Genomic DNA, 22,999 nt, shown 5'->3' with positions numbered 1-22,999 from the left:
TCGACTCGATCTATTCCCGCCCGTCGGGGAACTCGAAGAATCGGGCCATGACGATCGTGTCCACCAGCGTCCCGTCGGAGCGCATGCCGTCGTCACGGAGCCGGCCTTCTTCCACGAACCCGCATCGAACATACAGGCGATGCGCCCGCGCGTTGTCCGCAAAGACGCGCAGATAGAGCTTGCGAAGGCGGCGATCGCACGCCCACGCGACGATGCCGTCCATCAATGCCTGGCCGATGCCCAGCCCCCAGTAATCACGAAGCACGGTCATGCCCAGTTCGGCGTGATGGCGATAGCGGCGGCGCGGCGATCGCTCCGCTCCGGCCAGGGCGACCAGGCGCCCGCCCACCTCCGCGCCAATCAGTATGCCGTCTTGAAGTTCAGCGCGGACGCGAATGAACTCGCGCTCCTGCTCGACCGTCCAATCAAATTCCCCGGGCATGTAGGCGAGGAACTCCGTTTCGCGGTGTCCCTGGGGGAGCACTTCGAGCACGCGCCCGGCGTCGGCCTCGACGACCTGGCGGATGATGGCGCTCCGTCCGTCGCGAAAAGTGAGCGTTCGCGGCAGCGACAGGTGGTTCCCGGGGCAAGGCTGAGCGTCCGGTGCCATGGGGGAGATTGTAAGCACGGTTTTGCGGGCGGTCATGCAAACTGCGTCAAGATCACCGGGCGCGGGTATAATCGGGTTATGAATCGCGACAACCAAACTGCTGGAAACGGGCTTCCGGAATCACGTCATTCGACGGTCGATCAGCTCGGGCCCGGAACGCCCTCCTCGGCGCTGGCCATTCTCCATGCCGCCGTGGATCGTCAGGCGTCGGACGTGCATTTCGTCCCCGGATTTCCGCCGACGTATCGCGTACACGGCCGGCTCGAACCGGCGGGACCGCAGGCGCTGGCCGCGGAGGAGGTCGGGGCGATGGTCGCGGCCGTGCTCCCGCCGCCGATGCGGGAACGCATGCGCCGCGGCGAGCAGAAGAACTTCGATTGCTCCGTGGCGTTCGAGCACGAGCGTCGCACGGTTCGCTTCCGGGCCAATGCCTTTCTCGCCCGGGGGGATTGGTGCATCTGCCTGCGGCATGTTCCCGAAGAGATTCCGACCTTCGAATGGATGGGTTTCCCAAAGCCGCTGGCGGAGAAGCTCGTTGCCCATCGCAACGGGCTGGTGGTCATCACCGGGGTCACCGGATCGGGAAAATCCACCACGCTGGCGGCGCTGGTTCACCTGTTGAACCAGCAGGGCGGCTCGCGGGTCATCACCGTCGAGGAACCCATCGAGTACGTCCACTGTCCGATCGGATCGACGATCATTACGCAGCGCGAAGTGGGCCGGGACGTGGACTCGTTCTATGACGGGCTCAAGTACGGCCTGCGGCAGGATCCCGACGTCGTGCTCATCGGCGAGATTCGCGATCCGGAGACGGCGCGCATGGCGCTCAGCGCGGCCGAGACGGGCCACCTGATTCTCACCACGCTGCACACCAAGGACGCCAAGGGCGCCATCACGCGCATCGTTGATCTCTTCCCGCACGACGCGCAGGAGGACGTCCGCACGCAGCTCAGCCTGAGCCTGCGGAGCGTGGTGAGTCAGCACCTGCTGCCCTCGGCGCTGCCGGGCGACAAGCGGTCCCTTGCCTTGGAGGTGCTGCACGTGAACGATCCGGTACGCATCGCGATCAAGTTCGGCAAGATCGAATCCATCGAGTCGTCGATTCAAACCGGCAAGCGCGACGGCATGATCACGCTCGACGAGGACCTTCGCCGGCTGGTTCTGGCGGGGAAAGTTGCGCTGCCGACCGCCCGCCGCTTTGCCAAGGATCCCGACACCCTGGGCGGTGCCTGAATGCTGAATTCGGAATGAGAATGTGGCGAGCCGCGAACTTCAGTTCGCGCGGACCTTCGCTTCGATGAGGCAGGCTAATCCTACGACGCAGGCTGAAACCAGCGGCTCGCTACGATCGGGATGAGACTGCGCTAGTCCGCCAGGGTCGGCACGTGGCGGTGGCGGTAGTAGCGGCGAACTTCGCTCCAGAGCTTACGGGCGGGTGTCGGCGCGTGGCCTTGGTCGCGGTTTCGGGCGCCGATCGCATAGAGCAGCGCCCATTGCCGGGCCAGGACCCCGTACGCGCGGTGGATGGGCCACGAAGGATCGTACACGTTGGTTGACTCGGAACTCGCCCCGTTGAGTTCCACGATCTGAAAGCCTTGGCCCGCGCGAAGCGCCTTCACGTTGCCATAGCGCACGTCGAATCGTCCGATGTAGAAGCCTTCCACTTGCCGGGCGATTCCGTCAATTGCATCCTCGAGTTCCGGTGTGATCAGGTGAGAACCGTCACGGAACAGCGTTCCCTGGCAGTGGTTGCCGGAGACCGCCAGAGTGAGTTGCTCTCCGTCGGCAAGCACGCGGTCGGCTTGTCCGTCCAGTCGGGCGAGAAACGTGCGTGCCTGCATGCGCAGTCGGGAATCATGCCAGATCAGATCCCGTGCCGTGGAGTGACCGTTTCCGGTCAATTGCGGGAATACCTTGTCGGTGATGGAGAAGATGCGCCCGCGCGCGTTACCGGGCATTCGGTAATAAAAGATACCGGCTTCGAACGGCCCCGGGTGGTAGCATTGGAGAAGCACGGGCCCTTCGACCTTTGCGAAGTACGCTTCCGCTTCTGCAAGCGAATGCAGCTGCTTCAATCCCGCGCCGCGCTCGCCGACGTCGGGTTTGAGAATCATGGGGAATGTCCACCCATGTTTTTCCATTTCGCCGGCAACCTCGGCCGCGCGCTCGCCAGGGGGGCCGGTGGTAATCAGGGCTGTGGGGACGATCCACTCCGGGGGAAGTCGCCGGAGAATGTCCCATTTCGATTCGCCGACGATGCCGCCGTGCGGCATGGCCGGGTTCGCCGACGTGAAGACGGTCAACCCGCGATGGCGTATCGCAAGCCACGCCAGCCAGGGGAGTAGCGGTATATAGAACAACCAGGTCGGCCAGAACTCCCACCGGTAAATGCGCGAGATTCGGACCCAGAGGCGAAGTCGCCCGCTCTCCGTTGCCAGAAGCGTCAGAAGGCGGACGCCGAGAAAAAGCATGAGCGCCGCGACGACCACCGCCACCCAACCGACCTTGAAGAAACGCTCGAGGGGAGCGACAAGCCGCTCGCCGACCAGGGCTACTCCTCCGACCAATAGCGGCGTCCAGATCAGGGCGGCCGCAGCGGCGACGAGCAGGAATCGATGCGCCTTGCGGCCCAAGGCACCGGCGGCGAGGTACACGGGCATTCGCGCCCCGGGGAAGAAGCGCGCCGCGAAAACCGTCGCCCAGTCGTAGCCCTCGAAGAGCGCCCGCGGGCGATCCGCCCAGTCATGGGGCATCCGCCGCGCCAGCCAGGACCAGCGCCCGGCGAAGTGGCGCCCGGTTCGACCCAGAAACCACAGACCGAAGTCCCCCGCGAGGATGCCGATGTAGCAGCCCAGCAGCCCCGTGAAGACGTCAAGTTTCCCCGCCTGAATAAGCAGTCCCACGTGAATGCACGTGAGATCTTCGGAGAAGAATGTGCCCAGGATGATGGCGAGCAGGTTCATGCGGTAGCAAACGACCGGGGCAGTGTCTGCGTATAGTGTTCGGATGCGCCATCCGGTGCGATTGACTCGTAGCGCATCCGGATTTCCCTCCTGCTAATTTCGACGACCGTCCGGCTTACGGTGCGCGCATCGGGACGCTCCATGTCCACGCTGAGATGCGGCCTGTCCTGCCAGCGGTGGCGGTGAAACTCGTCCTGGGCATCGGCCGGATTCCTCCCGGCGCGGAAGCATGTTACGAACAGCTCGCGTCGCGGCAGGTCCACGACGGCATCACCCAGTCCTGAGGAAGTATACATGATCGGCGAGCGTTCGACGCTCTCCAGAATTGACTCGAGGGCGAGTCCATTGGAACGAACCTGACCCACGGAATTCTCGTCGATCAGCAGCAATCGAAACGGTGGGAATTCGCCGGGCGACAATCCCTCTCCCTCCTCGAAAGCCGATACCGCAGTCGCGTGGTGCATTAACCGCGGGATGATCGTTCCCCGACTGGCCTTGGGCTGGGGATCCGACCCTGATGCCCAATCCGCCTCCGCCGCTTTCGGGTCCGCGTCGTAGGCATTCAGCAGCACCAGGCACAGACCGCGGTCGTTCACGGCAATCCAGGTACCGTCGGAAACGGGATCAATGGGCATGATGGCCGAGCGATCGCCGTAGCGGCGCATTCGCGGGGGGAGTCCGGCCGGCCGTCTTCGGCTTTCGTCGCGATTGAACGCGATGCGCAGGGTGACATCCGTTGCTTGGACGTCATCCGCCGCGCCCCGTCGACCCCCGACCTGCTGCGGGGCCAATATGGTCAGCGTGCACATGTTGCCGACCGTTGCAGGTGGTGCAGCGTCGCGGGGGCGTAGCCGAATCTTGCGGGGACCTCGATCCCCCGGTAGGCGACCAGCAGCGCGATCATGGCGTTGTGGTGGACGGTGTGGCTGAACACGAAGAGAAGCTCGCGGCCGAAGGTGCTCGACGTATCTGCGGTCTGTCCGTCAGAACGGATCGTACTCCGTACACGAACGGCGCAGTCTGGCCGAGGCGAGGCATCGGCGAGCTGTTTCCGCAAACGAGCGATTTCCTGGCGCGCGGCGTCCCGGCTGCATTCGATGTCGGTGCCGCGCTCGCGCGCGTCGTAGTCCACGGATCCGCGGACCAGGCCGTCCAGCAACGCGCGAATGTGATCGAGATTGTGGCGGATGTGTTCGCCCACGCTTCCGGACTTCACTCGGGCAGGAGGCGAGGTGTAGTCGGCGTCCGTCAGCTCCGACAGCAAGTCATCCAGTTGGGCGAGCACGCCGTCGACGGCCGTCGCAATGTCCGGCACGACGGCGGCATTGACCCCGTTCCGATTCGTCGTTGCCATCACGGATGGATTTCCCCTTTGATCAATTCCGTCGAATTCACCCATGCGCCCCCGAAAGCCGTCGTCTTCCGCCGCGATGGGCGGCGGATGGTATCAGGAGCAACCCTCGACGGTAAGATGCCTTCCATTCGGTCGTCGTTGCGGGATATTCCTGACAGGGGTTTCGCCCCGGAGGGCAGCCGGCCAGGCGTGGATCGCCGCAAAAATTGGTTTGTTCAGGGAATCCATCGCCCCGGTGCTCGGGCTAGGACGGGCGCCGCGTGGCCGACAGTATGGCCTGTATCAGGTCCTCCGGTACGTCGCTTGATGCCGACTGCTCCGGGCATTCATCGCAGGATTTCCGCACGAGTTCCACGGTGTCCGCATAAGTCTTCAGGTAGGCCACGCAGTCGGGGCAGAAGGCCAGATGACGATCGAAAATCTCCCTTTGTTCACGGGCCAGTGCGCCCGCGAAGTAGTCGTCGAGGAAATCGATCAGCTCTCGGCACGTCAATTCGCTCACGCGGAGAGTTCCTCCTCAAATAGCTTGCGCAGCGCCTGCCGCGCCCGATGCAGCCGTGTCTTCACCGCCTCCTCCGAGTCGTCCAGGTGCAGTGCCGTCTCGGCCGTGCTCAATCCTTGGATGTCCCTCAGAATCAGCACGTTACGGTAACTTTCGGGAAGCTCGGCGATTTTTTCATGGACTTTGGTGCGGAATTCGCTCGCACGCAGGAGCTGCTCCGGCGTGCCGCGCCACGCAGGTTGCGTGTTGGACCGATGGCCGTCTTCGACGAACCGGGGAAGCAGGTCTTCCAGGCTCCGCTCCCGGAGGCGCTTTTTCTTGCGGAGCTTCATCAATGCGGCGTTGACCACGATGCGGTGAAGCCAGGTGGAAAGCCGCGATGATCCCTGAAAATCGGGAACGGCCTTGAGAGCCGATACGAAAGCGTCCTGCACGGCGTCAAAGGCGTCGGTCTCATCAGGGAGAAACCGTCCGGCGACGGCCAAGGCACGTTGGATGTTCGCGCGGACGAACTCATCGGCCGCGACGGGATCACCCTCGCGCAGGCGCTCGAGCAGCCGATTTTCAGCCTGCTCGTCAGCCTGCCCGGATGCGCGACTGTTTTTTCCCGACGTCATCCCGAATCCAAACGGACAGAGGACCGCCCGGCCCCTTTCGGCCGGCGCACATCCGTTCAATTCTGGTCGGCGGGAGGAAACAGTGCAAGCGGCGCCGGCCCCACCCGGAACATGCCGAGTCGAGAGGATGCCCGATGTTCCGGCAGGCGTCGTCGCGGATCGCTCAGAGCCCCGCCACGAGCTCCAGGTACTGAAGGACGTGCCGGGTCATGAGGAATCGCTCGGTCACGCGCTCGCGGGCGTTTCGCGCCAGCCGCGCGGCGAGGTCGCTGTCGTCGAGAACCCGGGCAATGGCTGTTGCGAAGGCCTCCAGGTCGCTCGGGTCGGGCAGAAGCAGCCCGTGGACCCCATCCTCGATCTGATCCTGGATCCCGCCGACGGCGCTGGCAATGACGGGCTTTTCCTTCCACATCGCCTCGGTGACCGTCAGTCCGAATCCTTCGCAAAGGCTCTTTTGAATGAGCACCGTCGCATGCCGTTGAAGGGCGTTTACGATGGCGGCGTTCTCCTCGCGGTCGGCCATGGGCAGGCAGGCAATGTGCACGTGGCGCCGCGCTTCGTGCGGCAGATTGCGCCAGGCAACGAAGACTTCGTCGAGCACGCGACCGCCTTCGGGGTCGTCCGCGACGCCCGACACGTTCGGGCCTGCCAAAACCAGCGAGCTGTGATCGCGGGCAAGGTAGTCGGCAAACCCGCGAAGTACGCCGGTGGGGTCTTTCAGACGGTCCCACCGCGATACCTGCACCACGAGACGGCGATCAGCGCGCGGTGCCCGGCCGAGATGAATGACGTCCGCGGCCCGCTCGATGGATGACCAGCTCCCGTCGGTCCGGCGGAAGCGCGGCGGCGCGTCCTCCAGCGGTCCCTCGAGGATACCGGCCGCGACGAGAATGGCCCGGCAGTGGTCGGAGCCCATCGGGCGATTCTTCATGCTGGTCGGATCGATGGACGGGGGAACGATGGTCACGCGGGACCGGTCGATCTGCGGCGGCACGTAGCTGTCGCGCGTGAAAATGAACCGCTTGGCCCCTTGCAGGTAGGGCGCCAGAAACGTCCACGCCTGCTCGGTGTGCTCGTTGCGGCCGTCGAATCCGATGTGCGACCGCCACACGACGGAGGCATCGAGGCGGTGGGCGTGCGGAACCAGACCGGTCGTCTGCGGATCGTGGCAGATGACGACATCGCCGGGCTTGACGAACCGGGCCAGGCCGTCGGCCGCGCGGGCTTGCGTCGCTTCGTAAGCGCGACGTTCGTCGTCTCCGAGCGGACCACCGTCCCCCGCAACACCATGCAGGTTGTTGTGAATGCGCTTGGTTACTTCGAAGAAGTGCGTGTCGCCCTCGAGGACAAGCCAGCGGAACTTCAGGCCCAGAGACTGCGCGTACCCCATCATGGGCAGGAGCATTTCCGCCACACCGCCGCCCTGGGGCGTGGAGTTGATGTGCCAGACGGTCCGATCGCCGATGGCTCGGCGCAGGGAATCGACTTTGGACAAGAATGCGTCGAAGTACGCAGTGCCGATGGCATCCTTGAGAAGTTTCAATTCGACGGGTTGCGTCGCGACCTCTTGCATGTCCTGCTCCTCTTCAGGCTCTTCACGTCGGCGGCGCGATGGTGAACCTTTGAACAACGAAAACGCGGTGCTGAAACTGAACCTGTCCAGCCGGCGGTGCGACCAGGCGGGCTCCCGGGCCCGAATGCGGCATCAACCACTCTTGTAGCTTACGAACCCCACGAGGCGGACGAGCCGGTGATTTTCACGTTGTCCGCTCTCACCGGAATTGCTGAAGCGGATCGGGTGTAGCCCCCATCACGCTGCAGATTCGACTGTGCTGCTCCGGCCCGGTGGAGCCACGGATTATAGGAGCACGCTCGGTGGTCTGGATGAGCTTTCGACAAAAAAACGAGGGAGCCGTTTGGCTCCCTCGCGAAGACCGGCCGATCTGAATCTGCCGCCGGCATTCAAGTTATCGGCAAGCGCGCTTACTCCTTGCGCTGCTTCAGCGGGAAGGCCTCATGAACGCCCTTGGCCTTGGACTCTTCATAGTTGAATCCCTTGAATGTCGGGCTCTTGTCATTGTGGCATTCGGTGCAGGTGTTGGCGTCCGGCTTGACCAAGCCCTTGGCCATCATCTCGGCGTCGGTGTACTCGGCCTTGCTCTTCTTCAATTCCTCGTGGAAACCGATGTACGCGCCGCCGGCGCCGTGGCAGGATTCGCAGCCCACGCCCATCAGATTCTCCATCTCCTTGGCCTTGTCGGCGTTGTCCGCCGCGAACATCTCGAATCCGCCGGGCTTGCCGAAGCCCACGGTATGACAGGCGACACACTTGGCATCCTGTGTGTAATCCTTCGACGGGTCGAGGTTGGCCGCCGATTTGGCCTCGGCATGCTGATTGGGCTTGAGCGTCTCGAACGCCTTCGCGTGGGCGGTGTCCTCCCAGCTCTTGAACTCCTTGATGTGGCACTTCTTGCAGTCCTTGGAGCCCAGGAACTTGGCGTCCTCACCCAGGGTCGGGAGAACCAGCGCCACCTCGCTCGCCGCTACCCCGACTTGCGGGTCCGCAACCGCCGGAGCCACCATGGCCCACTGGGTCGCCACGCCAACCAGACCTACGAACGCAACCATCAACAGGATGACATGAAACTTCTTCATCGATGTAGCCCCTGACTCGCTTGCGCGATCACGATCCATACAACCAGCCGCACAAGGCACGCCCCTGGCGGCATTTCGTCTGAATCAGGTATCCATGCTATGCGCGCGAAACCAAGCTGCAACGTCGGCCCGCGCACTTGCCCGCTCTCATGTTTATCTAGGCAAAGCGCGTTCCGGATTCTGCCCGAGCAGGTGCATCGCGGGAAATTCTGGTAAAATAGGTGTTCCTGGTTGGCAAGAGATGCGACGATTCGATAACAGGGAATATCCGGGGAATATCGGTGGATTGCCAAGTGGCGGCACTTGAGCGGAAAGGCGCACTGAGGACGGACAGGAGTTTCTCAGAAATGAGAAACAAATCCGTCCGTCCCCGTGCGCCTTAATAACGAGTCAATTCGAATTTATGGAGCGGTTTCTCCCGTAGCCGTCACTTGTCGCTTTCCCTGATGCCCATTCCGCTGCGATCCGGGAACGGCGGGCGCTTGACCTTCAACGGCGGATTGCGCTTCAACTCCCCGAGCAGATATTCGATCGCCGCATCGAGCTGGGGATCGCCTCCGCCCACCATCTTGGCCGGATCGTCGATCACTTCAATGTCGGGATCGACGCCGTGCCCCTCAATACCCCACGTGCCGTCCAGCTCGTAGAAGGCGAAGCGTGGAGCCGTGACGCGCCCGCCGTCGATCAGCACGGGATTTCCGGAGATGCCCACCAGGCCTCCCCACGTTCGCGTGCCGATCAGCTTGCCCACGCCGCGATGCCGGAAATAGAATGGGAAATAGTCTCCCCCCGAGCCCGCCAATCCGTTGATGAGCATGCACTTGGGCCCATGGTGCGCGTCCGGAGGCCACGGCGTGTCCTTGCCGTCGCGACGCGCCCAGAAGTTCACCAGCGGGCGATCGAGCAGTTCGACGAAACGCGTGGGAATCTGACCGCCGCCGTTCCAGCGCTCGTCGATAATCAATGCATCACGATCACGCTGTCCATAGAACTGGCGGAATAAATTGTTCTGCCCGTCAACGCCCGTATTCGGAACATAGATATAGCCGATACGGCCGTCGCTCTTTTGCGCAACGTAGGCTCGGTTCGCCTCGATCCAGGCGCGGTAGCGAAGGTCGCCTTCGGATCGGAGGAGGTCGACCACGACCTTGCGGGCGTCGTCGTCCAGCGTGGGCTTGCTGCTGACCGTGAGCGTGACGGTCTTGCCTGCCAGGCCCTGAAACGCCGCCCACGGATCACGTGTCGGATCGACGGGGACGCCATTTACCTCGAGGAGGTAATCACCGACTTTGACGTCAACCCCGGGCTCAGAAAGCGGTCCGCGGGCATCATAGTCCCAGGGCCCGCCCTCGATGATGCGGCTGATGCGGTACGCACCGTCAGCGAACTCGAAGTCGCAGCCGAGCATGCCCACGTTCACGTTGGGCGTTTCTTCATAGTCTCCGCCGCCGCGCACGTAGGCGTGCCCCACGTTGAGCTCCGCGATCATCTCCCCCAGCGCGTAGTCAACGTCCTCGCGCGAGACGCAATCGTCCAGCATGGGCAGGTATTGGTCGTACACGGCCTGCCAGTCCACACCGTGCATATTCGGCGCGTAGAAGAAGTCACGCTCGATCCGCCAGGCCTCGCGGAACATCTGCTTCCATTCCTCGCGGGGATTAACCCGGGCGTTCATGTCGCCCAGTGGGAGGCGGTCGGTGAGCTTCTGGCCCTTGGCGGCGTCGATGATGGCCATCGTGCCGCGTTTGCGCACCAGCAGCTTCTTGCCATCGGCGGATATATCGAACCCGAATACGTCCTCGATGACCGTGTTTTCCTTCTTGTCCTCGTCCTTGAGATCGAAGATGTGCAGAACGTTCTTCTCATCCTGAAGACGGTTGCCGCGCCGCATGTAGAGCAGATCGCCCTTGTGATTGAAGGCGAGGTTGTAGAACGCGCCGCGGTCGACGGGGAGCGGCAGGGCGCGCTGCTCGAATCCATCCAGCTCGATCTCGACAGCGCCGTCCTTATCCGATGTGCCCTTGGCATCGCTGCCCTCATCTTCGCCGGCCTTCTCGCCCCTCATTTTTGTGGCATGGGGGCCTTTCTCCTCGCCCTCGTCTTCCACCAGCATGCGATCCTTCGGCTCGTCGCTTTCCTTGTCGCCGGCCTCCTTGCCGTTTTCCTTCGATTCGTCCTCGCCCTCGTCTTTCTTCTCGGCGTCCTTCTTGCCGTCGCCCTTGATCACTTCTTCGTCGCTCTTGGGCGCCCAGGGCGAACCCACCTTGGCGCGAAGCGGAACCACGAACAGCCGATCGGTCTCCGTATAGACGAACGTCGTTCCCACGTCTTCATATTGGGGACTGCTGAAATCGCGATTGCTGGCGAACGCCAGATAGTCACCCTTCCGGTCGAAGGTGGGCCAGGTATCGTTGAACATGCCGGAGGTAACCTGATGCTTCTCGTCGGCGCCGACGTCGTAGATCCAGATGGCCGACTGGAGATTGTCCCCGCCCTTGGGATAGGCAATCCAGCGCGCGTCGGACGACCAGCTCAGGCGCGGCGCCGCGGCGAATGGCTCGTCGTCGAAATGCCGCGTTTCGTTCTTTTCCAGATCGTGCAGGTACATCGCTCCCGTCTTGTCCTGGAATGCCAGGAACTTGGAGTCGGGCGACCACGTCGGGTTGTAGTAGTAGGGGCCCTGACCGTTGGAAATCTTGCGCGGCTCACCCTTCCCGTCCGCCGCATTCAGGTAGACCTCGTACTCCCCGGTTTCATCCGAGAACCAGGCCATCCACTTCCCGTCCGGACTCCATGCAGGATCGCGCTCGGCCACGCCGGACGTCCTCGTGAGCTGGCGCGGCGAGCCGTGCTTGGCGGGCAGCGACCAGATATCGCCCCGGGCTTCAATCAACGCGCGCTTGCCGGTGGGCGAGATGCTGGCGCTCTGCACGAAGTCATCCGCATCGACGAGCTGCTCGCGCACGGTAGGACGATCGCCGGGAATGGTCACCTCCACCTTCCGCGTCTGCCGCGTGCCCAGATCGAGCAGCATCAGGTCGGGACCGTGCTGAAAAACGATCTCGCCCTTGCCGTCGCCGCCGGGGCCGACCGCAGGCCATTTCACGTCGTAGTCGGCGAAGTCCGTAATCTGTTCGCGCTGACCGGAGACCGTGTCATAGGCCCAGATGTTCAGCCGCGGATGCGGGCCGTCGTCGGATATGTAGTAGAGCGTCTTGCCGTGCCACATGGGCTGCGAGTCCGTTCCCTCCCAGTCCGTGATCTTCTTCGACGTGTGGTTCATCAGGTGAAACAGCCAGATATCCGTGGCCATGCCGCCGCGATAGCGCTTCCACGTTCGGTTGTCGCGCGTGTGCGGCGTGTAGGCCAGCCACTTGCCGTCCGGGCTGATGGTCCCGTTCGCGCCGTACGGAACGGGGAGCCTGGCCGGAAGTCCGCCCTCGGGAGGGACGGTAAACAACTGCATCATCCGCGGCAGGCCCGCCTGCCCGTTGGAGTAAAAGATGATCTCGCCGGTGGGGGACCAGTCGTAGACGATTTCGGTGGCCGCGTGGTGGGTCACCCGCCGCGCGATGCCGCCATCCACCGGAATCGTGTAGATATCCTGATCACCCTCGTAATTGCCCGTGAAGGCAATGGTCTTTCCGTCGGGGCTGAAGCGCGGAAAGACTTCCAATCCTGGCGGACTCGCGAGCGGTTCGGCGGTTCCCCCCTCGCGCGGGACGAGCCACAGGTCGTTTCCATACACGAACACGATCTGTGACGCGCTGACATCCGGGAAGCGCATCATGCCGCCGTGCGGCTGGAATCCGTCGGAATCGGACTGGGCCCGCGCCGGGGCGGTTGCCGCGACGCACAAGGCGGCCACGACCATGGAAAGTAGTCCACGGCAAGCGCGATGAAATCCACTCGGCGCGCCCGTTGGGGCCGTGTTAACGACATCAGTTCGAATTTTCATTCTCGTTTCCCTTCGTTGCATGGGCTGCCGGTGCCGCGCCCGCAGCGATACACCTGGGCGGCTTGAATGCCCTCGGTTCCCCCGTTCGCAAAATCGGCGTCCTCCAATCTAACGGGAAGACCGGTTGAATCCCTTGTTGCTTCTTGTCGAAGCGTGTCGATTGCTGAAGCCCGGCGCCGACGACTCAAGCGGATGCGGGCGTCGCAAGCATACGCTCCGCGCCACGAGGAGCCGGCACGACGCCGGATGGACACGTTTTCGCCGGCACTTCGAGCACTTCGTCGTAGAGAGCCGAAAGCTGTGCCGCGAGGCGGGCAAGACCGAATCGATGTCGGGCCAGTTTGCGTCCGGCCTGACCGAGGGCATTTCGAAATTCGACGTCTTCAAGGAGGCGGCGCATGGCAGCGGCCAGTTGCCGGGGTCGATGCGGCTCGATCAGCAATCCGTTGCGTCCGTCTTCGAACACTTCCGGCAGCGCGCCCACGCGCGTCGCGATCACCGGCCGTCCCGCCGCCAGCGCTTCGAGAACTGCAACGGGCAGCCCCTCGTGATGACTGGGTTGCACGTACACATCGGCCCACTCGAGCAGATCGGCTTTACGATCGCCGGCAACCGTCCCGACGTAGCGAACGCAGCCACTCAGGCCGAGATGGGCAATCTTGCGTTGGAGTACGGCCACATCGCCGGCGGTGCCTTCCGGACCCGCAAGCACGAGTTCGAATTCGCGACCCGCGCCGCGAAGCTCGTAAGCCGCACTGAGCAGGTCGTCCACGCCCTTCCAGAGATCCATGCGCGCAAGCAGCAGGAATCGACAAGACGCTGACTCATTCTGCGGCCGAGGCAACGCCGGTCGGTGCTCGGCAACGGCGTTCTCTATGGCGACGACGCGCGCTTGCGGGGCGAGCCGTTGCAACTCCGCCATCCAGGATTTCGAGAGTGCGATAACCCGCGTCGCGGCGGTAAGCGCCCGGCGGATCATCATGCGGCCGACCGGCCCGGCGGAACGAGCATAGGAATCGAAGGCCGCGCCGTGCACGTGCAAAGCAGTCGGGATCCCCATTCGGTGCGCGGCGCGAAGATCGAAGGCCGTGCGGTGAAAGGAGAAGCCGCTGCACGTGTGCAGGTGGACGATCGCGGGACGCAAGGTCCGCAGCGTGTTTCGAAAGTCCGAAAGGGCCCCCAGGTGTCGCCTCAGCCGTCCGACAATGGTCTCGCGGCGAGTCGAGGCAGTCGTGGGATAAAGGACGCAGCGGTAGGCGTCGCCGAAGTCGAGCTCCAGCATCTGCCGAACGACCGTGGCCATCCCGCCGGTGGAGCACTCAGGATCGGGGCCGACGACGAGAATCGTTCGCGATCGGCCTGGTGAAGATGTTGACATGCCCGTTTCCAGCATTGAGAGAGCGGTTTCAGCCGGCGCTTCTCAGCACGCGCGAAGGGCGCCTGTGCCCGCTTCTCGCTGGGTAGGTCGGATAATATCGGGGATGACTTGAACGTAAGGCGGTCTGGCGGCCGAGGACACCGCCTGCGGCGGCGCGCCGCGCACATGCATCGGGATGTCCTGACCCTCTCTCTTACGCCCTCTTGCGTTTCAGCGCCGCCGTATTCTTGCCGGCGGTTTCCTTGGCCGCAGATGCGGATGCCGTGACCTTGGCCACGGGCGCTTCTTTCGTCGCCGATTTGTCGTCGGACGCGGCACCCTTGGCTCCGGCAGGCGGCACTTGGCGCTTGGCGACCACGGCCGCGTGGATCTCCTCAAACAGGTCGCGGTTGTCCAAGAGGAACTGCTTGGCGTTCTCGCGTCCTTGTCCGAGGCGGATGTCCTTGTATCCGAACCAGGCGCCGCTCTTGCTCACGATGCCGTCGACGATGGCCAGATCGATCAGGTCACCCTCGCGACTGATGCCGCCGTCGAACATGATGTCGAACTCCGCCTCGCGGAACGGTGCCGCCACCTTGTTCTTGACCACCTTCGCCCGGACGCGGTTGCCCATGGCCACGTCACCCTCCTTGATGGAGGCGATGCGGCGGATGTCCAGCCGGACGGAGGAGTAGAACTTCAGCGCCCGGCCTCCGGGCGTCGTCTCCGGGTTGCCGAACATCACGCCGATGTTGGTCCGCAACTGGTTGATGAAGATGACAATGGTCTTCGACTTGCCGATCGCCGCGGTGAGCTTGCGCAACGCCTGACTCATAAGCCGCGCCTGGAGCGCAACGTGCGCGTCGCCCATGTCGCCCTCGATCTCGGCCTTGGGGATCAGCGCCGCCACGGAGTCCACCACGATCACGTCCACCGAGCCGCTGCGTACGAGCATCTCGGTGATCTCCAGCGCCTCCTCGCCAGACTCCGGCTGGCTGACGAGCAGCTTCTCCAGGTTGACGCCGCACTTCTTCGCCCAACCGGGGTTGAGGGCATGCTCGGCGTCGACCACCGCGGCGATGCCGCCCAGACGCTGAGCGCTGGCCGCAACGTGCAGGGCAAGCGTCGTCTTGCCCGACGACTCGGGTCCGAACATCTCGATGATGCGCCCGCGAGGCAGCCCGCGCCCGCCCAACGCCAGATCGAGCGACAACGCTCCCGTGGGCACGCCTTCCACCTCGGCGTCCATCTTGTCGAGCTGCATGATGGCGCCCTTGCCGAAGGCCTGCTCGATTTGCTTGAGCGCCCGGCCGAGGGCTTCTTCTCGGCGTGCCTGAACTTCCTCACTGATCGCGGTCTTCATATTCGTTCTCACGTTGGATCTTGGCGCCCGCCTCCGAGAGCGGCGCGGCTGACAATGGCGTAAGTTGGTCCCTTGGGCGAAAGCACGGAAGACATCAATGTGAGCGTATCAATCGACTGCGCCACCGGCTCGAGCGTCGCAGCGTCGACGGCGCTTCGAAGCCGCCCGCCGGATGAATCGTCCTTCACCCGGCCGATGGTCACGTGCGGCGTGAATGGGCGATCCTCGCGCGGGAATCCCAAGACTTCCATTTCCGATTCCACGCACCCGGCGCAGGCCTGGAATTCGCCCGTTTCGTCGTTCGCGCCCGCCCAGACAATGCGAACCGGTCCGCGCGGCGGGAAGCATCCGGTCGTTTCAAAGGTCGCTGAAAAGGACTCCATGCCCTGGGCGGTTCGCTCCAATGCCGTACAGACCTTCGGCACGTCGGCGTCGGGGACGTCTCCCAGGAATTTCACGGTCACGTGAAGTTGCTCCGCCGGCGTCCAGCGAACCATGCTCCAGTCCCGCTTCATTCGACCTTGCAGCGCGGCCAGTCGCTGCCGCACGGCCGATGTCAATTCAATGGCTACAAAAAGGCGCATGCACCAACGACCCGGCTCGAAACGACTCAGTCGATACGCAACATCCGCACGTATTCATCCACGCGGGCGTCAATCTCCTCGCGCTTCAGGCGCTCGGTCCGCCGCGTGGAGAAATCCTCGATCTGGAACGACGATGCCACCGTGCCGCGAACGATGGCCCGCTTGAGACTCCCCAGGTTCTCCATTCCGGCATGCGCCAGATACCCCATGAATCCGCCGGCGAAGCTGTCGCCTGCGCCGGTGGGATCACGCACCACGCGCGCCGGGTACGCGGGCAGGCCCACCGCCTGTTCCCGCGTGACCAGCAGGGCCCCGTGCTCGCCCTTCTTGATAATGACGAAGCGCGGCCCGAGCTCCAGAATGGTGTCCGCCGCCAGAAGCAGATTCATCTTCTCCGTCAGCATGCGCGCCTCGCCGTCGTTGAGAATGACGCCGTGGACCCGGCGAAGCGTCTCGATCAGCGAATCCCGCTCGGTCTTGATCCACAGGTTCATGGTGTCGCAGACGACAAGGCGGGGACCGGTGAGCTGGCCGAGCAACTCGCGCTGCGAAGTCGGATGGGTCGCCGCAAGGAACGCGTAGTCGCTGTCCACGAAAGGCGCGGGTACCTTGGGCGCGGCTTCGGCGAGGACGTTGAGATGTACGTCCACCGTCTCGGCCTCGTTCATGTCCCCGGTATACTTCCCCGTCCACCGGAACGTGCGGCTCTGCTCGCGGACCTCCAGGCCGGAAAGGTCGATGCGCCGCTCTTCCAGAACGCGGCGAAACGCGGGTGGAAAATCTCCCCCCACGACGCCCACCAGGCGCACCGGGCCGTAAAACGCCGCCGCGAGGGCGAAGTTCACGGCGGTGCCGCCGAGGACGTTTTCCGCCTCTCCGTGCGGGGAAATGATGTTATCAATGCCCAAACTGCCGGTGACCAGTAACGACACGCCGTACCTCCCTTTTTCTGGATCCTCTGGCATGATAATCCGTGTTCCTCTGGACCGCAAGCAAAATGTTCGTAAAATGTTCGGATCGTCCCGGAAGGCGGTTCAGGGACGTCGGATTGCGGATCGGCGGCTCCGGCCGGATTACCATGTCCACGCCCGAACTGATCAGCGAGGCCATCATGCCCTTTGCGGGCACGTTCGACGCATCGGCCATGGGGCGCGGCGAACCGGGCCTGCCCGCCGGCTTTTCCTGGCGCGATCGTGACTACGCCATCACGCGCGTCCTCCAGGCGTGGAAGCACTCCTCGCGCGAGGGCAGCACGGCCCAGGGCCAGCTTTACCTCCGCCAGCACCGTTATAAGCTCCTCATGGACGACGGCTCGACGTGGGAAGTCTACTTCGTTCGCCAGACGCCCAAGACCGGCAGCCCGAAGAAGCGCTGGTTCTTGTACACGCGTGACGCCGAGCCGGCGTGAACGAAGCCAGCCTCGTTATTCAAGGATCCTCATCATGCTCAACAAGAATTATCCCTACTACCTCGCCAACAAGCCCGTCCAGGCCAATACCGACCTCGAAGTCCGCAACAAGTACACCAACGAAGTCGCCACGCGGGTGGCCAAGGCTGACGCCAAAACCATCGACACGGCCATCGCCGCGGCGGTCGAGGCCTTCCCGCGTATGCGCAAGTTGCCCGCGTACCATCGCCAGGCCGTGCTCAATCATGTGGTCAAGCGCGTCGAGGAGCGCAAGGACGAACTCGCACGAGCGCTCTGCATCGAAGCGGGCAAGCCCATCCGCGACGCCCGAGGCGAGGTGGCCCGTCTGGCCGATACGTTCCGGGTCGCGGCCGAGGAGTCCGTGCGCATGGGCGGCGAGGTGATGACGCTGGACATCAGCGCCCGCGTCGAGGGCTACGAGGGATTGTGGAAGCGCTTCCCCATCGGTCCGTGCAGCTTCATCTCGCCGTTCAACTTCCCCCTCAACCTCGTGGCCCACAAGGTTGCCCCGGCCATCGCCGTGGGCTGCCCATTCATTCTCAAGCCCGCGAGCTGGACACCGATCGGCGCCATCATCCTCGGTGAGATCCTGGCCGAGACGGACCTGCCGCCCGGTGCGTTCTCGATCCTTCCGTGCTCGCGCGAAGGGGCCGACCTATTCACCACTGACGAACGCCTCAAGCTGCTCAGCTTCACCGGCTCGCCCGACGTCGGCTGGGAACTCAAGGCCAAGGCCGGCAAGAAGAAGGTCGTCCTTGAACTCGGCGGCAACGCGGCCTGCATCGTTGACCAAGACGCCGACATCGACTTCGCGGCCGAGCGCATCATCCTCGGCGCCTTCTACCAGAGTGGCCAGAGCTGCATCAGCGTGCAGCGCATCCTCGCCCACGAAAGCGTTTACCCGCGTCTCGCCGGCCTGCTGAAAGATCGCTGCGCCAAGCTGAAAATGGGCGACCCGCAGGAGGAGGACACGTTCATCGGCCCGATGATCTCCGAAGGCGACGCCAAGCGCATGGAAGAGTGGGTGGATGAGGCGAAGAAGCGCGGGGCCAAGGTCATTTGCGGCGGCAAGCGTCACGGCCTGTTCTACGAGGCGACGCTCTTGGAAAGCGTCCCCCGCGACGCGAAGATCAGTTGCGTGGAGGTCTTCGGCCCGGCCGCCACGCTCGAGCCCTTCACCAGCTTCGCCGAGGCCTGCCGCGTGGTCGATGACAGCGTCTACGGACTCCAGGCGGGTGTCTTCACCAAGAACATCGACCGCGCCTGGTACGCCTACAACGAGCTCGACGTGGGCGGCGTGGTGATCAACGACGTGCCCAGCTTCCGCGTGGACAACATGCCCTACGGCGGGATCAAGGACTCCGGCCTGGGCCGGGAGGGCGTCCGCTTCGCCATGGAGGACATGACGGAAATCAAGATGCTGGTGATGAATAAGGTGGGGCGGTTATAGTAGCCGGAATTGGGAACGGCAAAAACCGGGCGACCCCGGCGTTTCTGGCGAGAACATGGCTATTAACTTGGACAAGCCCCATCGTTGGAAGGCAGACATTGCCGCTTCCGTTGACATGTTCAACGATTGGTTCTTGAAGTTCGCGCCGCAGGCGTATCGCGACAGCAGACGAGGAGCCGTGCGGGACGTGCGAAAGGCGTTTCGCCGGACGGGCGATCTGACAACGATTCGTTCAACGACTATCCTGGAGGCACCTTCAATCTTGCAGGTATTGCGCATGGCGACCTGTCCACCGCTTGCTCGAGATCGCCTCGTGGGCCTCGCTTACACATCCAAGTCTTTCGTCCAGGCACTGGAGTCCGGCCGCATACCGCTCCGAATGAAAGAGGATGAGCGGCGTGACCACGCGGCACGGATTTGCCAGACCATAACCCGAATGATTGACCAGGATGTGGCGGTCTGGCTGGAGAGACGCACGACGGCGAATCCGACTCAACGGTCGCGCGCTGCTACGATTATCGCTGACCGCCTCTGCGGAGCGGTCTCAGACCCCATTATCCGCAACGCCCAGGAAAAACGTCAGCTTGACCGACTTGCCAGCTATTTGACGGCGAAGCAATATAGTCACGTCCAACCCGCTCCCGCCGCGCCGATCACCGCAATGAAATCGGGGACGTTCGGATTTCGCGTAACCGTTCGCGCTGGCACTGCTCGTACTGTCAACATTCCTGTGGATTTCGTGTTCCAACCGCATGAAGCCTCAAATGGACGATTACCCGTCCTGATCGAAGCGAAGTCTGCGGGGGACTTTACCAACGTCAACAAACGTCGCAAGGAAGAGGCAACCAAGATTCGCCAATTGCGCGAAACCTACGGCGATAACGTTCAATACCTTCTGTTTCTTTGCGGGTATTTTGACAGCGGCTATCTTGGGTATGAAGCTGCTGAGGGAATTGATTGGATATGGGAGCATCGCATAGAAGACCTGGATCAACTGGGGCTGTAGCGTGAGTACGGTCGCTCAACAAGAGGATCTCCGCCTTCAGGAGCAGACGGCGTTCGATTCAGGGAGAGAACTTCGCCTCCGGAATCAGCGCGGCCAATACGCTACGCCGACACGACTTGCCCAGGAGATCATGTCCTTTATATGTCCGCGAGTATCAGGCCCGATCCGAAGGTTCCTGGAGCCCGCGCTCGGCACGGGAGCGTTCTATTCGGCTTTCCTGCATTGTTGCGAGAACACATGCTTGGAATACGCCGCCGGATTCGAGGTCGATCAGCAGTTGGCTGCCGTCTCGCATTCCCTGTGGCGAGAACACGATTTGGATGTTCACACTGGAGACTTCTTGCGAGCGGACCCGGCGAGCACGCCGCCCTTCGATCTCGTAGTGACGAATCCGCCTTATGTCAGGCACCACCATCTTTCGACCGATGACAAACGGCGACTCCAAACGGCCGTGCAAGATCGCGTCGGGCTACGCGTAAGCGGCTTGGCTGGGCTCTACGTCTACTTCATCCTGATGGCAGATGCTTGGATGACTGAGGGAGGACTCGGCTGCTGGCTGATACCCGCCGAGTTTCTTGACGTCAATTATGGGCGAGCACTCCGGGAATACCTGGCCAGGCGAGTGCAGCTCCTTCGCGTGCACCGGTTTCACGCTGATGATGTCCAGTTTGATGACGCGCTGGTTTCTTCTTGTGTCGTCTTGTTTCGGCGCAAGCAGCCGTCGCTATGCCACGTTGTCGAGTTCACCCACGGAGGGAGTCTCGCGCTTCCGGGGGAATCTTTGCGAGTGACAGTTGGGCAGCTTGACCCTGGATCAAAATGGGCAAGTTACTTTCGTCCCCGTCAGGACCACAATCCTGATGACCTACGCCTGGGTGACTTGTTTGACATCAAGCGAGGATTGGCAACTGGATCGAATCGGTTCTTCATCATGCCGCGCGAAGTGGCGCGATCCAAAGGCATTCCTGACGAGGCCGTCCGCCCGATACTTCCCAGTCCCCGTGAACTTACGAGTCGAGTCATTGCCAGATCTTGCGACGGCTTTCCTGATCTCCCTCGGCAGCTTGTACTGATAGACTCGAAACTCACCCCGCAAGAGGTCCGTGGTACCTATCCAGAATTCTGGGAATACCTCGAGCAAGGCGCGCGCGAGGGAGTCAGCGTCGGATACCTCGCTAGTCGCAGAACCCCGTGGTACTCCCAGGAAAACAGGCCGGCCGCGAAGATCCTCTGCACGTACATGGGGCGATCGCGATCAGGACGGCCGCCCGTTCGGTTCATTTGGAACGACTCGGATGCGACGGCAGCGAATGTCTACTTGCTTCTATATCCTAAAGTGGCCCTCAGTGCTTGTATTGAAAAGGAGCCGGGAGTACTGAGACAGGTATTTGAATGCCTACAAAAAGTCTCCGGCGATTTGCTGATTGGTCAAGGCCGGGTATACGGCGGGTCATTACACAAACTTGAGCCTCGCGAGCTCGCCTCGGTTCCCGTCCCTGCGCTACGGCAAGTCGTACCGGAATTGTGTGAACATCGGCAACTTGCGTTATTCGACTAGGGGTATCCCTTGCCCCACATTCGCCATCTTCTGACCATCGACGCTCCGCCCGAGGTCGTCTTTCGCGCCGTGACCACGCACGAGGGCCTCGCCGGGTGGTGGACGCGGGAGAATGTGGCCGAGGCCCGTGTCGGGGCGATTCTCGAATTCAAATTCGGCGATCACTACCACAACAAGATGAGGCTCACCCGGCTGGAGGCCGATCGCCGCGTCGAGTGGGAATGCCTGCAAGGGGACAAGGAATGGGTCGGCACGCGTTTCTTCTTCGACCTGCAGGACCAGAACGACAAGACGCTGCTCCGCTTCGGCCACGACGACTGGCGCGAGGTCACCGACTTCTACGCCAACTGCAACACGCATTGGGCCCACTACATGAACAGCCTCAAGGCCTACTGCGAGACCGGCCGGGGCACGCCCTTCGACGGGTGACGACGTAGAGCTTGCCGCCCCCGTTTCGTCATTCCGGCGAAAGCCGGAATCCAGGACGTAGTTGGTGTACTCGGCAGGGCGTGCGGTTCGCACTCCCCAACGAGGCCTTCTTCCCCTCCGTCGCTTCGTACCTCCGTCGCTCCGTGGCTTCCGCCTGATTCCGCATCCCTCACACGGCCACCATCACCCGATAGGCAAGGTCTTCGTCGCGATTCTTCTCCGAAAATCGTACGACACGCACGTCGCGACCCAGCGGACGCCACACGTTCGGGTCGGTCGGACCGAAAAGGGCGACCGTCTTCACCCCCGTCATCGCGGCCACATGCGTCATGCCCGCGTCAAGGCCGATGTACAGGTCGCATCCCGCGACAAGTTCCGCCGCGGCGGGAAGCTCTTCCTCGTAGAGCACCGGTGCGGCCGACGCCAGCTCCCGGTGCCACGATGTTGGCATCCGCTCGCGCTCGTCTGGGCCGATCATCCACGCCACATCGAAGTCGCACTCGCGCAATGCGGCGATCAGGACCTTCCATTGCTCGATGCGGATGCACTTTTTCAGCGACCCACTTCCTGGATGACACAGGGCGACGGGCCGTGACTCGCCCAGCCGCAGTCGACGCCGCAGGTTCACGAACCACCCTTGCCGAGTTTCGGTATCAATGTCGCACAGTGCGGAGGTCGGCGCGGTACCCGCCGATTCAATTCCGACTTGGTGCAGCCACTGCTCCGTGATGTGCTTCCCGGCCAGGGGACCATCGGTTCTTGGGCGAGGGTCAATCCCGTAGATGTTTCCGCGGCAGGCTCGGGCCAGCGGCCTGACCACGGGCTCGGCAGCGCCGCCGAACAGGCTGACGATGGCTTCGAAGCGCGAGATCGCCCGGCGCCGCTCCGACACGCTGCGCTCGTCATCGCGATACAAAAAAGGGGTCAAAACGCCGAGGCGGGCCACCTCGTCGATCGGGTGCACACCCTCCATCCAGACCAGCAGCCCGGACCGCGCCCACATCGCGACATGCTGCACGTTCCAATGCTCTCTCAGCGCGGCCGCGAAGTGAACGGCGAGCACAAAGTCGCCGAGTGCCCCGCCGTGAAGAATGAGTATTGAGGAAGGGTTCATCGCCTCGACGCTGTGTGCCATGCCCACGCCTCGTGGGCATGCGCCTCGGC

The 22,999-nt window shown here is 63.0% G+C and carries 20 protein-coding genes; 6 read left to right on the top strand and 14 right to left on the bottom strand.

Annotation, left to right across the window (positions count from 1 at the left end; all coding sequences use genetic code 11):
• Positions 1–10 precede the first annotated feature (10 nt).
• A complete protein-coding gene (locus J5J06_15375) occupies positions 11–646 on the bottom strand; it encodes a GNAT family N-acetyltransferase (GenBank protein MCO6438470.1) in 636 nt (211 codons plus the stop codon).
• A gap of 42 nt (positions 647–688) precedes the next feature.
• On the opposite strand from J5J06_15375, the gene J5J06_15370 reads away from it, so the two are divergent.
• The gene (locus tag J5J06_15370; protein ID MCO6438469.1) at positions 689–1,843 is read left to right on the top strand and encodes a PilT/PilU family type 4a pilus ATPase; all 1,155 of its coding nucleotides are present in this window, start codon (positions 689–691) and stop codon (positions 1,841–1,843) included.
• 131 nt (positions 1,844–1,974) lie between these two features.
• On the opposite strand, the gene J5J06_15365 is transcribed toward J5J06_15370, so the two are convergent.
• The 12 genes from J5J06_15365 to J5J06_15310 all read right to left on the bottom strand — a co-directional run bounded on the left by J5J06_15365 (position 1,975) and on the right by J5J06_15310 (position 16,895).
• Complete coding sequence (locus J5J06_15365; GenBank protein MCO6438468.1) at positions 1,975–3,573, bottom strand: VTT domain-containing protein; 1,599 nt, start codon at positions 3,571–3,573, stop codon at positions 1,975–1,977.
• On the bottom strand, positions 3,570–4,382 hold the full coding sequence (locus tag J5J06_15360; protein ID MCO6438467.1) for an NRDE family protein: 813 nt from the start codon (positions 4,380–4,382) through the stop codon (positions 3,570–3,572). Before J5J06_15360 ends, J5J06_15365 begins: the two co-directional genes overlap by 4 nt.
• Entirely contained in the window at positions 4,370–4,930 is a 561-nt protein-coding gene (locus J5J06_15355; protein ID MCO6438466.1) for a DinB family protein, read from the bottom strand. Before J5J06_15355 ends, J5J06_15360 begins: the two co-directional genes overlap by 13 nt.
• 241 nt (positions 4,931–5,171) lie before the next feature.
• A complete protein-coding gene (locus tag J5J06_15350; GenBank protein MCO6438465.1) occupies positions 5,172–5,429 on the bottom strand; it encodes a zf-HC2 domain-containing protein in 258 nt (85 codons plus the stop codon).
• Positions 5,426–6,046 (bottom strand): sigma-70 family RNA polymerase sigma factor, encoded by a 621-nt coding sequence (locus J5J06_15345; protein ID MCO6438464.1) that lies wholly within the window; start codon positions 6,044–6,046, stop codon positions 5,426–5,428. The genes J5J06_15350 and J5J06_15345 overlap by 4 nt, the downstream gene beginning before the upstream one ends.
• Before the next feature lie 163 nt (positions 6,047–6,209).
• Positions 6,210–7,619 (bottom strand): glycosyltransferase, encoded by a 1,410-nt coding sequence (locus J5J06_15340; GenBank protein MCO6438463.1) that lies wholly within the window; start codon positions 7,617–7,619, stop codon positions 6,210–6,212.
• 410 nt (positions 7,620–8,029) lie between these two features.
• The gene (locus J5J06_15335; GenBank protein MCO6438462.1) at positions 8,030–8,629 is read right to left on the bottom strand and encodes a cytochrome c family protein; all 600 of its coding nucleotides are present in this window, start codon (positions 8,627–8,629) and stop codon (positions 8,030–8,032) included.
• Positions 8,630–9,128: 499 nt separating this feature from the next.
• A complete protein-coding gene (locus tag J5J06_15330) occupies positions 9,129–12,659 on the bottom strand; it encodes a PD40 domain-containing protein (GenBank protein ID MCO6438461.1) in 3,531 nt (1,176 codons plus the stop codon).
• A gap of 184 nt (positions 12,660–12,843) precedes the next feature.
• Positions 12,844–14,037, bottom strand: a complete 1,194-nt coding sequence (locus J5J06_15325) for a glycosyltransferase family 4 protein (protein MCO6438460.1) — start codon at positions 14,035–14,037, stop codon at positions 12,844–12,846.
• A gap of 193 nt (positions 14,038–14,230) precedes the next feature.
• A complete protein-coding gene (gene recA, locus J5J06_15320) occupies positions 14,231–15,379 on the bottom strand; it encodes a recombinase RecA (protein MCO6438459.1) in 1,149 nt (382 codons plus the stop codon).
• An 8-nt stretch (positions 15,380–15,387) separates the two neighbouring features.
• Entirely contained in the window at positions 15,388–15,963 is a 576-nt protein-coding gene (thpR, locus tag J5J06_15315; protein MCO6438458.1) for an RNA 2',3'-cyclic phosphodiesterase, read from the bottom strand.
• 26 nt (positions 15,964–15,989) lie between these two features.
• Positions 15,990–16,895, bottom strand: coding sequence for a sugar kinase (locus tag J5J06_15310; protein ID MCO6438457.1), 906 nt, complete (start codon positions 16,893–16,895; stop codon positions 15,990–15,992).
• 146 nt (positions 16,896–17,041) lie between these two features.
• On the opposite strand from J5J06_15310, the gene J5J06_15305 reads away from it, so the two are divergent.
• From J5J06_15305 to J5J06_15285, 5 genes are all read left to right on the top strand, one after another.
• Entirely contained in the window at positions 17,042–17,371 is a 330-nt protein-coding gene (locus J5J06_15305; GenBank protein MCO6438456.1) for a hypothetical protein, read from the top strand.
• A gap of 34 nt (positions 17,372–17,405) precedes the next feature.
• Complete coding sequence (locus J5J06_15300) at positions 17,406–18,842, top strand: aldehyde dehydrogenase family protein (protein ID MCO6438455.1); 1,437 nt, start codon at positions 17,406–17,408, stop codon at positions 18,840–18,842.
• A gap of 55 nt (positions 18,843–18,897) precedes the next feature.
• Positions 18,898–19,848 (top strand): XamI family restriction endonuclease, encoded by a 951-nt coding sequence (locus tag J5J06_15295; GenBank protein ID MCO6438454.1) that lies wholly within the window; start codon positions 18,898–18,900, stop codon positions 19,846–19,848.
• 241 nt (positions 19,849–20,089) lie between these two features.
• Positions 20,090–21,406 (top strand): Eco57I restriction-modification methylase domain-containing protein, encoded by a 1,317-nt coding sequence (locus tag J5J06_15290; protein MCO6438453.1) that lies wholly within the window; start codon positions 20,090–20,092, stop codon positions 21,404–21,406.
• Positions 21,407–21,415: 9 nt separating this feature from the next.
• Positions 21,416–21,835, top strand: a complete 420-nt coding sequence (locus tag J5J06_15285) for an SRPBCC domain-containing protein (GenBank protein ID MCO6438452.1) — start codon at positions 21,416–21,418, stop codon at positions 21,833–21,835.
• A gap of 169 nt (positions 21,836–22,004) precedes the next feature.
• Here J5J06_15285 and J5J06_15280 read toward each other — a convergent pair whose 3' ends face one another.
• On the bottom strand, positions 22,005–22,970 hold the full coding sequence (locus J5J06_15280) for a glycosyltransferase family 9 protein (GenBank protein ID MCO6438451.1): 966 nt from the start codon (positions 22,968–22,970) through the stop codon (positions 22,005–22,007).
• Positions 22,971–22,999: the final 29 nt, after the last annotated feature.

It is taken from the genome of Phycisphaerae bacterium (assembly GCA_024102815.1).
Lineage (GTDB): Bacteria > Planctomycetota > Phycisphaerae > UBA1845 > UBA1845 > JAGFJJ01.
The sequence above is the reverse complement of the archived record's forward strand: the minus strand, read 5'-3'. Positions and strand labels throughout refer to the sequence as shown.

Bases quoted from the DNA above. Each gene is read 5' to 3' on its own strand.
- J5J06_15375 (MCO6438470.1), bottom strand. From the start codon at position 646: ATGACCGCCCGCAAAACCGTGCTTACAATCTCCCCCATGGCACCGGAC.
- J5J06_15370 (MCO6438469.1), top strand. From the start codon at position 689: ATGAATCGCGACAACCAAACTGCTGGAAACGGGCTTCCGGAATCACGT.
- J5J06_15365 (MCO6438468.1), bottom strand. From the start codon at position 3,573: ATGAACCTGCTCGCCATCATCCTGGGCACATTCTTCTCCGAAGATCTC.
- J5J06_15360 (MCO6438467.1), bottom strand. From the start codon at position 4,382: ATGTGCACGCTGACCATATTGGCCCCGCAGCAGGTCGGGGGTCGACGG.
- J5J06_15345 (MCO6438464.1), bottom strand. From the start codon at position 6,046: ATGACGTCGGGAAAAAACAGTCGCGCATCCGGGCAGGCTGACGAGCAG.
- J5J06_15340 (MCO6438463.1), bottom strand. From the start codon at position 7,619: ATGCAAGAGGTCGCGACGCAACCCGTCGAATTGAAACTTCTCAAGGAT.
- J5J06_15335 (MCO6438462.1), bottom strand. From the start codon at position 8,629: ATGGTGGCTCCGGCGGTTGCGGACCCGCAAGTCGGGGTAGCGGCGAGC.
- J5J06_15330 (MCO6438461.1), bottom strand. From the start codon at position 12,659: ATGAAAATTCGAACTGATGTCGTTAACACGGCCCCAACGGGCGCGCCG.
- J5J06_15325 (MCO6438460.1), bottom strand. From the start codon at position 14,037: ATGTCAACATCTTCACCAGGCCGATCGCGAACGATTCTCGTCGTCGGC.
- recA (MCO6438459.1), bottom strand. From the start codon at position 15,379: ATGAAGACCGCGATCAGTGAGGAAGTTCAGGCACGCCGAGAAGAAGCC.
- thpR (MCO6438458.1), bottom strand. From the start codon at position 15,963: ATGCGCCTTTTTGTAGCCATTGAATTGACATCGGCCGTGCGGCAGCGA.
- J5J06_15305 (MCO6438456.1), top strand. From the start codon at position 17,042: ATGTCCACGCCCGAACTGATCAGCGAGGCCATCATGCCCTTTGCGGGC.
- J5J06_15300 (MCO6438455.1), top strand. From the start codon at position 17,406: ATGCTCAACAAGAATTATCCCTACTACCTCGCCAACAAGCCCGTCCAG.
- J5J06_15295 (MCO6438454.1), top strand. From the start codon at position 18,898: ATGGCTATTAACTTGGACAAGCCCCATCGTTGGAAGGCAGACATTGCC.
- J5J06_15280 (MCO6438451.1), bottom strand. From the start codon at position 22,970: ATGGCACACAGCGTCGAGGCGATGAACCCTTCCTCAATACTCATTCTT.